11 protein-coding genes are annotated in these 13,226 nt (G+C 38.5%); 5 read left to right on the top strand and 6 right to left on the bottom strand.

What is annotated here, in order from left to right; all coding sequences use genetic code 11:
* Positions 1 to 19 precede the first annotated feature (19 nt).
* Positions 20 to 1,057: an NADP(H)-dependent aldo-keto reductase gene (locus APB85_RS04210; protein WP_057482796.1), complete on the top strand. Its 1,038-nt coding sequence runs from the start codon at positions 20 to 22 to the stop codon at positions 1,055 to 1,057.
* Here APB85_RS04210 and APB85_RS04205 read toward each other — a convergent pair.
* The 6 genes from APB85_RS04205 to panC form a co-directional block, all read right to left on the bottom strand.
* Positions 1,017 to 2,225, bottom strand: a complete 1,209-nt coding sequence (locus tag APB85_RS04205; protein WP_063870604.1) for a M23 family metallopeptidase — start codon at positions 2,223 to 2,225, stop codon at positions 1,017 to 1,019. The genes APB85_RS04210 and APB85_RS04205 overlap by 41 nt on opposite strands.
* A gap of 79 nt (positions 2,226 to 2,304) precedes the next feature.
* Positions 2,305 to 3,669 (bottom strand): DNA repair protein RadA, encoded by a 1,365-nt coding sequence (gene radA, locus APB85_RS04200; protein WP_057482797.1) that lies wholly within the window; start codon positions 3,667 to 3,669, stop codon positions 2,305 to 2,307.
* Between the two features lie 19 nt (positions 3,670 to 3,688).
* Complete coding sequence (locus tag APB85_RS04195) at positions 3,689 to 4,837, bottom strand: alpha/beta hydrolase (RefSeq protein WP_057482994.1); 1,149 nt, start codon at positions 4,835 to 4,837, stop codon at positions 3,689 to 3,691.
* Between the two features lie 37 nt (positions 4,838 to 4,874).
* Positions 4,875 to 5,840, bottom strand: coding sequence for a lysylphosphatidylglycerol synthase transmembrane domain-containing protein (locus APB85_RS04190; protein ID WP_057482798.1), 966 nt, complete (start codon positions 5,838 to 5,840; stop codon positions 4,875 to 4,877).
* Between the two features lie 4 nt (positions 5,841 to 5,844).
* Positions 5,845 to 6,195: an aspartate 1-decarboxylase gene (panD, locus tag APB85_RS04185; protein WP_057482799.1), complete on the bottom strand. Its 351-nt coding sequence runs from the start codon at positions 6,193 to 6,195 to the stop codon at positions 5,845 to 5,847.
* 3 nt (positions 6,196 to 6,198) lie between these two features.
* Positions 6,199 to 7,056 carry a pantoate--beta-alanine ligase gene (gene panC / locus APB85_RS04180; protein WP_057482800.1) on the bottom strand — a complete coding sequence of 286 codons (858 nt, stop codon included), beginning with the start codon at positions 7,054 to 7,056 and terminating at the stop codon, positions 6,199 to 6,201.
* A gap of 110 nt (positions 7,057 to 7,166) precedes the next feature.
* Between panC and APB85_RS04175 the strand changes: the two genes are divergently transcribed.
* The 4 genes from APB85_RS04175 to atpD all read left to right on the top strand — a co-directional run bounded on the left by APB85_RS04175 (position 7,167) and on the right by atpD (position 13,201).
* The gene (locus APB85_RS04175) at positions 7,167 to 7,979 is read left to right on the top strand and encodes a glycogen/starch synthase (protein ID WP_057482801.1); all 813 of its coding nucleotides are present in this window, start codon (positions 7,167 to 7,169) and stop codon (positions 7,977 to 7,979) included.
* Between the two features lie 13 nt (positions 7,980 to 7,992).
* Positions 7,993 to 9,558 carry a DUF4270 domain-containing protein gene (locus tag APB85_RS04170; RefSeq protein WP_063870605.1) on the top strand — a complete coding sequence of 522 codons (1,566 nt, stop codon included), beginning with the start codon at positions 7,993 to 7,995 and terminating at the stop codon, positions 9,556 to 9,558.
* A gap of 16 nt (positions 9,559 to 9,574) precedes the next feature.
* Positions 9,575 to 11,422, top strand: coding sequence for a glutamine--fructose-6-phosphate transaminase (isomerizing) (glmS, locus tag APB85_RS04165; protein ID WP_057482803.1), 1,848 nt, complete (start codon positions 9,575 to 9,577; stop codon positions 11,420 to 11,422).
* A 264-nt stretch (positions 11,423 to 11,686) separates the two neighbouring features.
* A complete protein-coding gene (gene atpD, locus APB85_RS04160) occupies positions 11,687 to 13,201 on the top strand; it encodes a F0F1 ATP synthase subunit beta (RefSeq protein WP_057482804.1) in 1,515 nt (504 codons plus the stop codon).
* Positions 13,202 to 13,226 lie beyond the last annotated feature (25 nt).

Raw genomic sequence — 13,226 nt, 5'->3', positions numbered from 1 at the left:
AATTGCTGAAGAAAAATTAATGAAATATACAACGCTCCCTAATACCGATATAAAAGTTAGTAAAATATGCCTTGGCACCATGACTTACGGTGAACAAAACACCGAAGCCGATGGTCATGAACAAATAGATTTTGCTTTAGATAAAGGGGTAAATTTCCTGGATACGGCAGAAATGTATTCTATACCGGGAAAAGCAGAAACCCAGGGAAGTACTGAAGAAATTATTGGTTCCTGGTTTAAAAAATCGGGAAAAAGGGAAGAAGTCGTGTTGGCTTCTAAAGTAGTAGGCCCTGGAAATGCCATGGATCATATTAGGGATAACCTTGGTTTTTCTAAGGAAGCAGTAACCGATGCTTTGCACAAGAGTTTAAAAAGATTACAAACAGATTATATAGATCTTTACCAACTTCACTGGCCGGAAAGAAATACCAATTTCTTTGGAAAATTAAGTTATGAACACGATGAAAATGAAGCCTGGGAAGAAAATTTCCAGGAAGTATTGGAAACTTTAAGCGATTTCGTAAAAGAAGGGAAAATTAGGCAGGTGGGCCTTTCAAATGAAACTCCATACGGACTAATGCGTTTTCTGGAAGAAAGCAGAAAGCACGATCTTCCAAAAATGGTCACGGTGCAAAACCCATATAATTTACTGAATAGAAAAGACGAAGTAGGCCTTACCGAAGTGCTTCATCGTGAAAATGTAGGTTTATTTCCTTATTCCCCATTAGGAATGGGAACTTTAAGCGGAAAACATTTAGATGGGATTGAGCCAAATTCAAGATTGGGGTTATTCTCACAGTATAAGAGGTATTCCGGAGATGTAGCAGTAAAAGCTACACGTGCTTATAGCGAGATCGCTAAAAAGCATAATTTGAATTTTGCACAAATGTCACTGGCTTTTGTGAATACACGACCTTTTGTGACCAGTAATATTATTGGCGCAACCTCTATAAAACAGTTAGAGGAAAATATTGGAAGTATAGATGTAGATCTTTCCAAAGAAGTTCTGGAGGAGATCAACAAAGTTCACGAAACTTATCCCAATCCTGCGCCATAAAAATCTGATTAATTCCCCCTTTGGGGGTTAGGGGGCTATTTGGTGTAACCAAACTTTGATGGATAAAGGAGGCTTTGTTCTCAGGGTTTCTAACGTGAAACCATTCGTTGGTTTTTCCTAGAAATTGAAGGGTGTCCTGTGATTCAGACGTACTTAAAATCTTTGAATTTGAAGTTGTTGGCTTATTCCTAAGATTGGCTTTGCTATTCTGTACGATCAATTTGTGTGGAATACTATCCAATTTCTCAGGTTCGGTTTCCAATACATTGGTTTGATAAACAAAATGCAAGGGATTTATCGCACCGCGGTAACTTTTGTAAATACCAAAATGCAGGTGTGGCGGCGTAGTCCTGGCATTTCCCGTATTGCCCACAAAACCTAAAGTATCCCCTCTTTTTACATTTCCGCTAACATTTGCAATACTATCTAAATGCGCATAATAAAGTGACTGATTGCGTTTGCGGTCTCGTAGCCAAACCTGTTTGCCGCCAAGGCCTTTTTCACCGGTGTAGCCAATACTACCACTTGTGGCAGCTACGACAGGCGTTCCTCTTTTTGAAAAAATATCGATACCTTCGTGGCTTCTTGCGCCACCATCGCGATTGTCTCCCCAATAGCTTTGTACACTTGCGTTAACTCCGGAAGCTACTGGAAATAAATAAGCTGGATTTTTCTCCATTTTAATTGTAAATGCTGTATAGGCTTCTATTTCAGGTTGGATGACTAATTTGTAGTTTGCTTTTTTATCGGCTTCAAAGCTTAAATTCTTCTTTTGGAAATCTGAAGATTTGACTTTTTCAAATAGGTTTGTAGAATCACTAGTTTTTTCAAAAAGTTCAATAAAAACCAATCGTCTTATAGAGTCGGTTTCGACTTCTACATTAAAAACTTCTCCCGGTTGAAGCTCAATTTCATAAGAATATACTGAGAAATTTCTAGGAAAGAATTTACCGGTTTCGGCGTAAGGAAGGTTTACACTTACACTATCCTGAAAAGCGATTTCTACAGAATTCTCCCAAATGGAGAATAATTCATCTGAAACTTTAAAATCACGCTTATATTTTTCTTTGGCAGTAGGATTGGTGATAAAATCGGCTGCTTTATTTACTTGTGAACATCCCGAAATTATTAAAATTAAGAATAAGCTTAAAATTTTGATTTGCTTCATAGTCTTGCGTTTCCGTGCAATTTAGAGCAGTAATTATGCCAGATTAAGAAGCTGGTTATTAAACCTTTCAGTTTCCAAATTACCCAAACAAATGGCTTACCACATCTTCAATTTTTGCCACTTTCACCACATTAATATTGAAGTTGCTTTTTGGGATCTTGCTTTGCTTGGAAACCAGGATTGAAGCAAAACCAAGTTTTTCGGCTTCAATAATGCGCTGTTCCACGCGGGTCACAGGCCTAATTTCACCAGCAAGGCCAACTTCGGCAGCAAAACAGATATCTTTTGGAATAGAGATGTCTTCATTGGAAGATAAGATCGCAGCGATTACAGCCAGGTCTATCGCAGGATCGTCTACACTAATTCCTCCCGTAATATTTAGGAAAACATCTTTGGCGCCTAATCTAAAACCGGCTCGTTTTTCTAGAACCGCCAAAAGCATATTCAGTCTTTTTACATTGTAACCGGTGGCGGAACGTTGTGGAGTTCCATAAACTGCCGTACTCACCAGGGCCTGTATTTCTATCATAAGCGGTCGCATTCCCTCTAGAGTCGCTGAAATTGCTGTTCCGCTAAGGTCTTCATCATTCTTGGAAATCAAAATTTCAGAAGGATTGCTTACTTCTCGTAAGCCGCTGCCTTGCATTTCGTAGATTCCTAGCTCGTGGGTAGAACCAAAACGGTTTTTATGAGCTCTAAGAATTCGATATACGTGGTTTCTATCGCCTTCAAACTGCAAAACGGTGTCAACCATATGCTCTAGCACTTTTGGGCCGGCAATGCTTCCTTCTTTGGTGATATGGCCAATTAAAATAACAGGAGTGTTAGTTTCTTTAGCGAATTTAATGAGTTCTGCGGTGCACTCTCTAATTTGCGAAATACTACCCGGTGCACTTTCAATATAATCGCTGTGTAGGGTTTGTATAGAGTCTATAATAATTACTTCGGGCTCAATAGCTTCAATTTGCCTGAAGATATTTTGGGTTTTGGTTTCGGTAAGAATATAACAATTGGCAGCTACTGGATTGATGCGTTCTGCGCGCATTTTTATTTGCTGCTGACTTTCTTCGCCCGAAACGTATAAAACTTTGTAGTTTAATTGAAGTGAAATTTGAAGGAGAAGTGTACTTTTTCCTATGCCCGGTTCACCGCCCAGTAGGGTGAGCGATCCAGGTACAAGTCCGCCGCCTAAAACCCGGTCCAGTTCATTATTACCGGTATTCCATCGATTTTGGGGGCTGTTTTCAATTTCAGCTATTTTTAAAGGTTTGGCAGTTCGTTTTGCTTCCCTTTCGCTAGGAGATTTCCAGTCTTTTTTGTCAGGTTTTTCTACAATTTCTTCGGCAATGGTGTTCCATTCGCCGCAAGAGCTGCATTTGCCCTGCCATTTAGAATATTGACTCCCACAATTCTGGCAATAAAACGTTGATTTAACCTTGGCCATTTAGCTTTAATTTTTCCCGCTAATAACCGAAATCTTTTTTAATTGCATCGGCTTTAGCCAGCATAAAATCGGTATTTAGAAATGCGATTTTTTCCTGTCCGTAGGCATTTTGGTAGGTACGCATTGCTTTTTTAGGATTGCCGGTTTCTTCTTCATAGCGGGCTTCAAAATAAGTGCCTAGCATAGTGCCCGGGTAATTTTCATAAGCTAAATCGCTTAAACCTTTATAATCGTCCCAGCGTCTTGTTTTTTCAATCGCATTATGAACGGCCATAAAATCGCTTATCCTTATTTTCTTCTGAATCCCAAAAAGCTCGTTAATGCTTTCATATTTATCGGTTAAAAAATCGACTGAGGAAACAGAGGTTTGTAATAAAAGCTCATTGTAATCTTTCTGGCTTATTGGCCTGTAAACGCTAAACATGCTCTCTAAAGCAGCCGGAATTGCTTTTCCAACCAGGGAATAATGGGTGGCGTTTTCAAAATTATCGTACTCGTAGGTTACAAGCTCGTTTTCCACCGCGGTAAGTTGAGAGTTTAAGTCTTCAATTCCTTTTTTTAACTGCGGAATATCATCTGTACCGGTAGCCAGGTAAAGCCATTTTTTGGTCTCAGCCTTTCGAAGTGCATTGCTAATACGATCGGCCATTGGTGGTGCCAGGTCTGGGCTTAGATTAATATAACCATCAAAAATTGGATCTGTTTTTAAGAGATAGTAATTAATGAAATTTGCTGTGTAATCATGCCCTGCAATTACTCTAAAATCTGCAGTTCTGTATTTATTATCCAGGTGCTGCAAGAGTTCCATTCCCAAAAATTCAAAAAAGGCCGCGCCTTTATCTGCCGGCAGGAAATTGCGTTCTTCATAGTAGGCATCATCCATACGGGATTTGCTTTGGTTGATGCCTACCACAATCATTTCGGGGGCATCTTCCCAGTAAGAGTAATAATCTACATTGCCAGCCACAGGCTCAAAAAGATAATCTCCATCGAGTACAAGAATAACCGGATAAGTCTTTTCGGTGTTCTCGTCGTAATTTCGTGGTAATTGAATCTTGATTTCTCTTGTTTCGCCGAGTTTTTCGGAAGAGATCGTTTCATAAAGAGTTTGTGCTGAGCTTAGTAGCGGCGCCACTAGCAGCACAAAAATTAGTAATTTTTTAATCATAGGTGTTGGGTTTTGTTTAACCAACACAAGATATAGATTATTTCTGACGGTTGAAAATAGGAAGAAATATGAAGGAAAGTCCGCCCAGGAGCAGTACCAGTAAGGTTTGAGTGCCCCAGGTAATCCAGCCAAAAGCTTCGCCGGTTTGCTTAGAGATTCCGAAAACAACCAGAATAGCGCCAATTGCAACAGGATAAACGCCAATTCCGCCATTTGTGGCCGAAATTGCAAAAGAACCAACTACAAATGCTGCCATAATCACAGAAAATTCGGTGTTTTCCATTCCCGGTACTGCAAAAATAATTACGTAAAACATTAAAATGTACATTAACCAGATAAACAAAGTATGGAAGATAAATGCCCATTTTTGTTTCATTCTGAATATACTGCGCATTCCTTCTAAAAGTCCGCGCGCCATTTTTTTGATTCGAACCAAAAAGGAAAGCTGGGATCTTTTAATAAACTGAAGCGCCAAAATGCCTACTAATAGTAAGGCTACTAGTATCCCAAAACTGGTTAAAGGATTAATGTCATGAGTATTGAAATAAGCCAGTAAATATTCGGTTTGCAGCAATAGTGTAAATGCGGTAATGCTTAGCATAACCACTACATCGGCAATTCTTTCAGAAATAATGGTTCCAAAAGCTTTTTCAAAAGGAATCTTTTCGTAGGAAGAAAGACTGGCTGCGCGCAAAACTTCTCCCGATCGTGGAATCCCGAAATTTGCCAGGTAGCCGGCCATTACAGCCATAAAACTGTTAGGTAATCTGGGTTTATAGCCCATAGGCTCTAGCATAAACTTCCACCGGTATGCACGTGAAAGGTGGGAAAGCCCACCAAAAATCATGGAAAGTAATAGAAACCACGGGTTGGCATTTAAAATATTTAGCCATAATTCTTCCCGTTCTTCTGGAGTGGCGCTGTTTAGAGAATACCAAACTAAAAAAACTCCCAATAATAATGGGAGTATGATTTTAAGTATTTTGACTATTCTCTTGTTCAATTAACTAGCTCAAAAGATTGGTTTCTTCGTTTGGGAAAACCAGCGAAGGTTTAAAAGCTTTGGCTTCTTCAAAATCCATAATAGCATAAGCGATTAGGATTAAAATATCACCTTTAGCTACTTTCCTGGCGGCAGCACCGTTTAAAGTGATCTCACCCGTGTTTCTTGGTCCAGGGATTACATAAGTTTCTAAACGTTCACCATTATTGTTGTTAACAATTTGAACTTTTTCACCCTCAATTATATTGGCAGCTTCCATAAGATCTTCATCTATGGTAATACTTCCAATGTAATTAAGATCGGCACCTGTAACTTTTACTCTGTGAATTTTAGATTTTACTACGTGAACTTGCATAGTTTATTCCTCGTTATTTAGGGCAATGTTGTCTATAAGCCTAATATCGTCAACATAGGCTGCGATAAATGCACGGTAGGTATTGCCTTTTCTTTTTCGGTTAATTTTTTCTAATGTTCGGGTATCAGCAATCTCAAAATATTCCAGTTTTAAAACAGGATGATTTGTGAATTGCTCTTTTACCCAGTTGTGGATATATTCTGCACTTTTTGTGCCAAATAATTCTTTGACCTTAAGCAGGGTTTGATAAATAAAAGAAGCTTTTTCCCGCTCATTTGTATTTAACCTTTCATTCCTGGAACTTCTTGCTAAACCATTATCTTCTCGTAAAATGGGGCAACCTATTATTTCTACCGGAAGCCCTGTTTTTTCGATTAATTTCCTTACAATTTGTAACTGTTGGAAATCTTTTTCACCAAAAAAAGCTTTGTGAGGAGTAATTATTTCGAACAATCTTTTTACGATGGTTCCTACCCCGTCAAAATGTCCTTTTCGGTGTTTTCCTTCCATCACTTGCTCTAAACCGTCAAAATTAAACTGCTCAGAACTTATATTATCACCGTATAACTCGTTAGCGGTAGGAGCAAAAACCCACAGGTTTGAACTGGCCTCTTCCAGGAGTTTAATGTCTTCCGGTAAAGTACGCGGATATTTTTCCAGATCCTTGGGATTGTCAAATTGAGTGGGATTGACAAAAATGCTGATAATCACCCGGTCACAGACTTCCAAAGCCTGTTTTACCAATGATAAGTGACCCTGATGTAAGGCGCCCATAGTGGGGACCAAACCAATGGTTTCAGCTTTAGATTTTGCGGCTTTAATCGCCTCTTGTAAAGGGGTTTTTTCTTTGAAAACCTGCATTTTATTATAAAATTAACAGCGTGCAAACTTAATATATTACTAGCAATCTGCATAAATTTTTGTAATTTTGCGTGTTTTTTGTTCGCAATCGCAATTAAAGCCATCAATTTATGAAAGATAAGAGGATATTATACGTATCATCTGAAGTTATTCCTTACCTACCCGAAACCGAAATATCATCCACGTCTTTTGAAGCCGCAAAAATGGTAAACAATATTGGAGGGCAAATCAGAATTTTTATGCCTCGGTTTGGTAATATCAACGAACGTCGCCATCAACTTCACGAAGTGATAAGACTTTCAGGGATGAATTTGGTGATTAATGACCTGGATATGCCATTAATTATAAAAGTGGCTTCTATTCCGAAGGAAAGAATGCAGGTTTACTTTATAGATAACGAAGATTATTTTAAAAGAAAAGCTACCCTTACCGATGAAGAAGGTAATTTGTTTGAAGATAATGACGAACGGGCTATCTTTTTTGCAAAAGGTGTAATAGAAACCGTTAAGAAATTAAACTGGTCGCCCGATATTATTCACGTTCACGGCTGGCTGGCATCCTTGCTTCCGCTATACCTTAGAAGATACTATGGTAACGAGCCGTTATTTAGTGGCGCGAAAATTGTTACTTCTGTATACAATCAAGACTTCGAAGGAACGTTAGATGAAGATATGCAGGAAAAGGTATTGTATGATGGGATGGAAAAAGAAGATATAAAACATCTGAAAACCCCAAACTTTGTTAATTTAATGAAGCTTGCAGCAGATCATTCAGATGCGATAATCACCGCAGGTGAAAATATTCCGGAAGATCTTTCTAAATACCTAAGTAGGCTTAATAAGCCGCTACTTCCTTATAAAAACAGGGAGGAGTTTAGCCAGGCTTATCAGGATTTTTATACTAACGAAGTTTTATCTGAATAGAAATTTTTATCGAATGAATTTAATGAGAATGATGTATAAAACAGCAACTTTACTTGTTGTTGTTTTTGCTTTTGTGGCATGTGATGATGAGTATAGTACCGTTGGCGGTGAAATTATCGAAAACCCGAGTAATCTTGAATTAGAGGAAGTTGAGGTAACTGCTTACAGTAAAAAGATCAATTCAGTACAAACAAATAATTTGGGTAACCATTTGCTGGGTGTTTTTAATCACCCAATTTACGGACAAACTACGGCAAGTATACTTAGCCAAGTTTCTTTGCCTACCAATAATCCTACTTTTGGGGTGGAGCCAGAGCTTGATAGCGTGGTGTTAACCATTCCTTACTTTAGTACAGAAGGAGAATTAGATACAGACGGAAATATAGAGTACGTTTTAGATTCGATTTATGGAAATACCCCAATTAAAATCTCTGTACAGGAATCTAATTATTATCTAAATGATCTGGATCCTGAAGCAGATTTTCAGGAACGCCAAAAATATTATTCAGACCAACAAGACCTATTTGAGCAAAACCTTGTTGGGGATGTGATTTATGAAAATGATAATTTTATACCCTCGCCAAGAGCTATTGTTTCTTATGAAGAAAATGCAGAAGGTCAGCAGGACACGATTACTTCAGGGCCTGCTTTAAGAGTTAAACTTCCGGTAGATTATTTTCAGGAGAAAATTATAGCGAAAGAAGGTTCCAGCGTACTTAGTAATAACAATAATTTTAAAAATTACTTACGCGGAATGTTCATTAAAGCTGAACCAACGGCAGAGGATGGTACAATGATCTTCTTTAATCTGCAGGATTCAGATGCCGGGATAGAGCTTTTTTATACCACCGAGGTTGAAACAAGTACAGATAATGGTGGCACTGAAACAGTAAGAAGCCCCAGAAACTACCAATTGAATTTTGGAAGCACTATTGTAAATACATTTGAAGGAGAATATCCTGGAGATGTGTTACAGGCTATTGAGGAATCGAACGAAGATACCGGTGCAGAAAAACTTTTCCTTAATGGAGGGGAAGGCACTATGACTATTGTAGAACTTTTTGAAAGTGAAGCGCAAATAGAGGCTTTTAGAGAAAACAACTGGCTTATTAATGAAGCTAATCTTAGCTTTTATGTAGATCAGGATTTCGCTAGTGAAATTAATGAACCAACACGAATTTATCTTTACGATTTAGATAATAATAGAATTATTGCCGATTATAATTTCGCTTTGAATTTTGTTCAGGACGGGAATGAGAATAATCCGGCTACCTCACTTTCTTCCTTCTCCACTCCTTTAGAAAGAGATGAAGATGGCAATGGAATACGTTATAAACTAAATGTAACTCAGCACGTTAATAATATTATTGAAAATGAAACCGAAAATGTAAGGTTAGGTTTGGCTGTTACGCAAAATATAAACATTACCAATAATGCGGCTGTTAGAAATACTGAAGATGTAGAGTTTTATCCCGTAATGGGTGTGGTGACCCCGCAAGGAACCGTTTTGCACGGAAACCTTTCAAATGACGAAGAAAAGCGATTAAAGCTTAGAATTTATTATACAGAGATTAATTAAATAATACCAATATACTATGTGCGGAATTGTAGGATATATTGGGCATAGGGATGCATATCCCGTTGTCCTTAAAGGACTCCAGAGACTTGAATATCGTGGATATGATAGTGCAGGGATTGCCCTTTATGACGGTAATGAACTCAAAATGTGTAAAACACAGGGTAAAGTTGCTGATCTAAAAGAGAAACTTGAAAATACTATTACTACCAACGGGAATGTGGCGATTGGTCATACACGTTGGGCAACCCACGGGGTTCCAAACGATGTAAACAGTCACCCTCATTATTCTAATTCTGGTGATATTGTAATAATTCACAATGGAATTATCGAAAATTACGATGCACTTAAAAAAGAGCTGAAAACTCGTGGTTATACTTTTGAAAGTGATACCGATACTGAAGTTTTAGTAAATCTTATAGAAGATGTAATTATTAACGAAGGTGTTAAACTTGGGAAAGCAGTTCAAATTGCTTTGAATCAAACTGTTGGGGCATATGCGATCGCGGTTTACAATAAAACCAAGCCAGACGAGATCGTAGTAGCGCGTTTAGGTAGCCCTTTAGCTATTGGCGTTGGAGAAGATGAATTCTTTATCGCTTCAGATGCATCTCCGTTTATAGAATACACCAACAATGCAATTTACCTGGAAGATGGTGAAATGGCAGTGGTGCGAAGAGGTAAAGAAGTTAGGGTTAGGAAAATTCAGGATGATACTTTGGTAGATCCTTATATTCAGGAGCTTCAGCTTAATCTTGAGCAAATTGAAAAAGGTGGATATGAGCATTTTATGCTTAAGGAGATTCACGAACAACCTACTGCAATTAAAGATACTTATCGCGGTAGAATGTTGGCCGACGAAGGTTTAATTAGAATGGCCGGGGTAGACGATAACCTGGAGCGTATTGCCAATGCAAAACGAATTCTTATTGTTGCTTGTGGAACCAGCTGGCACGCCGGTTTGGTTGCTGAATATATTTTTGAGGAGCTTGCGAGAATTCCTGTTGAAGTAGAATATGCTTCAGAGTTTAGGTATCGTAATCCTATTATTTCAGAAAAAGATGTAATTATAGCTATCTCCCAGAGTGGAGAAACTGCCGATACCATGGCGGCTATAAAATTGGCTAAAGAAAAAGGAGCTTTTGCTTTTGGAGTTTGTAATGTGGTTGGTTCTTCAATCTCAAGAGAAACTCATGCGGGTGCTTATACTCACGCCGGGCCTGAAATTGGGGTGGCTTCAACAAAAGCCTTTACTACTCAAATTACGGTGCTTACTTTAATGGCTCTTAAACTTGCAAAACAAAACGGGACGATCTCTCATACAGAGTTTATGACCTATTTGCAGGAAATGGAGCGTATTCCTGCAAAAATAGAGAAAGCATTAAAAGGTGATGAACATATAAAAATGATTGCCGATATTTATAAAGATGCCAGGAACTGCCTTTATTTAGGTAGAGGGTTTAACTTCCCGGTAGCTTTAGAAGGAGCGCTTAAACTTAAAGAGATTTCCTATATTCACGCTGAGGGTTATCCTGCTGCCGAGATGAAACACGGTCCAATTGCGCTTATCGATGAAGAAATGCCGGTGGTGGTTATTGCAACCAAGAGAGGCCATTACGAAAAAGTAGTGAGTAACATTCAGGAAATTAAATCTAGAAAAGGTAAAATCATCGCTATTGTTACTGAAGGTGATGAAGAAGTGAGAGATCTTGCCGATCACGTGATCGAAGTGCCAGAAACTTTAGAGCCGCTAACGCCGCTTCTAACAACTATTCCGCTTCAGTTATTGTCATACCATATTGCGGTATTGCTTGGGAAGAATGTAGATCAACCAAGGAATTTGGCGAAATCTGTTACGGTTGAGTAAACTTTCAGAATAAATAATTAAGATTACAAAGATCCCTTTTGAAGTTTTTCAAAAGGGATTTTTTCTTTTTAAAATAATACTTTTAGATGAATTTTTGCCAGCTTTAATAAGCTTCAAAAAAGTTATTTTAAGAGAGGTATGATTTTATTTAGAAAAAACTATCTTTGCAGCCTGAAAATACCTTTGTATGATTTTAACACATTGTGAATTATAACATTGAGTTTTTCAGATATTTTAAATACGAAAACATTAAAGAATTAAATAATGTCTAAAGTAACAGGTAAAGTTGCCCAAATTATTGGCCCTGTAGTTGATGTTGTGTTCGACTCAGAGAATGCTGAATTGCCAAAAATCTACGATTCTTTGGAAATCACCAGAAAAGATGGTTCCATTTTAGTTTTAGAGGTGCAATCACACATTGGTGAAGAAACAGTAAGAACCGTTTCTATGGATTCTACTGATGGTTTAAGCCGTGGAGTTGAAGTGGTAGCAACAGGGGCGCCTATACAAATGCCAATTGGTAAAGATGTATATGGCCGTTTGTTTAACGTAGTAGGAGATGCTATTGACGGGCTTGGGAATCTGCCTAAGGCCGGAAAAGATGGAATGTCTATCCACAGGGAAGCACCAAAATTTGAAGACCTATCTGTTTCTACAGAAGTTTTATTTACCGGGATTAAAGTAATTGACCTTATTGAGCCTTATGCAAAAGGTGGTAAAATTGGTCTTTTTGGTGGTGCTGGTGTTGGTAAAACCGTACTTATTCAGGAATTAATTAACAATATCGCTAAAGGCCACGGTGGTCTTTCGGTATTTGCCGGAGTAGGAGAGCGCACTCGTGAAGGAAATGACCTTCTTCGAGAAATGCTTGAATCTGGTATTATAAAATATGGAGACGCTTTTTCTGAATCTATGGAAGAAGGCGGTTGGGATCTTAAAAAAGTAGATAAAACTGCTATGTTAGATTCTAAAGCAACTTTCGTTTTCGGGCAAATGAACGAACCACCTGGAGCACGTGCTCGAGTAGCACTTTCTGGACTTACAATTGCGGAATATTTCCGTGATGGAGCTGGAGAAGGCCAGGGGAAAGACGTTCTTTTCTTCGTAGATAACATTTTCCGTTTTACTCAGGCAGGTTCAGAGGTATCTGCACTTCTTGGACGTATGCCATCTGCGGTAGGTTACCAACCAACTTTGGCAACAGAGATGGGGGCGATGCAGGAGCGTATTACTTCAACTAAAAACGGATCTATTACATCTGTACAGGCGGTTTACGTACCTGCAGATGACCTTACTGACCCGGCACCGGCAACAACATTTGCCCACCTGGATGCAACAACGGTACTTTCACGTAAAATTGCTGAGCTTGGTATTTATCCTGCAGTAGATCCATTAGAATCTACTTCAAGAATTCTTACTGCCGATATTTTAGGTGACGATCATTATAAGTGTGCACAACGAGTAAAAGAGCTTTTACAGCGTTATAAAGAGTTGCAGGATATTATTGCTATTCTTGGTATGGAAGAGCTTTCTGAAGAAGATAAGCTTGCTGTATCTCGGGCAAGACGTGTGCAACGTTTCCTTTCTCAACCTTTCCACGTGGCCGAGCAGTTTACCGGTTTAAAAGGAGTTTTGGTTGATATTAAAGATACCATTAAAGGATTTAATATGATTATGGGTGGAGAATTAGATCATCTTCCAGAATCTGCCTTTAACCTTAAAGGGACTATAGAGGATGCGATCGAGGCCGGAGAGAAAATGTTGGCTGAAGAAGACTAATTAAAAAGTAAACAGTGGTCAGTGA

Source organism: Salegentibacter mishustinae (assembly GCF_002900095.1).
GTDB classification, from domain to species: domain Bacteria; phylum Bacteroidota; class Bacteroidia; order Flavobacteriales; family Flavobacteriaceae; genus Salegentibacter; species Salegentibacter mishustinae.
Note: the sequence above shows the minus strand (reverse complement) of the source record. Positions and strands in the feature narration are given on the sequence as shown.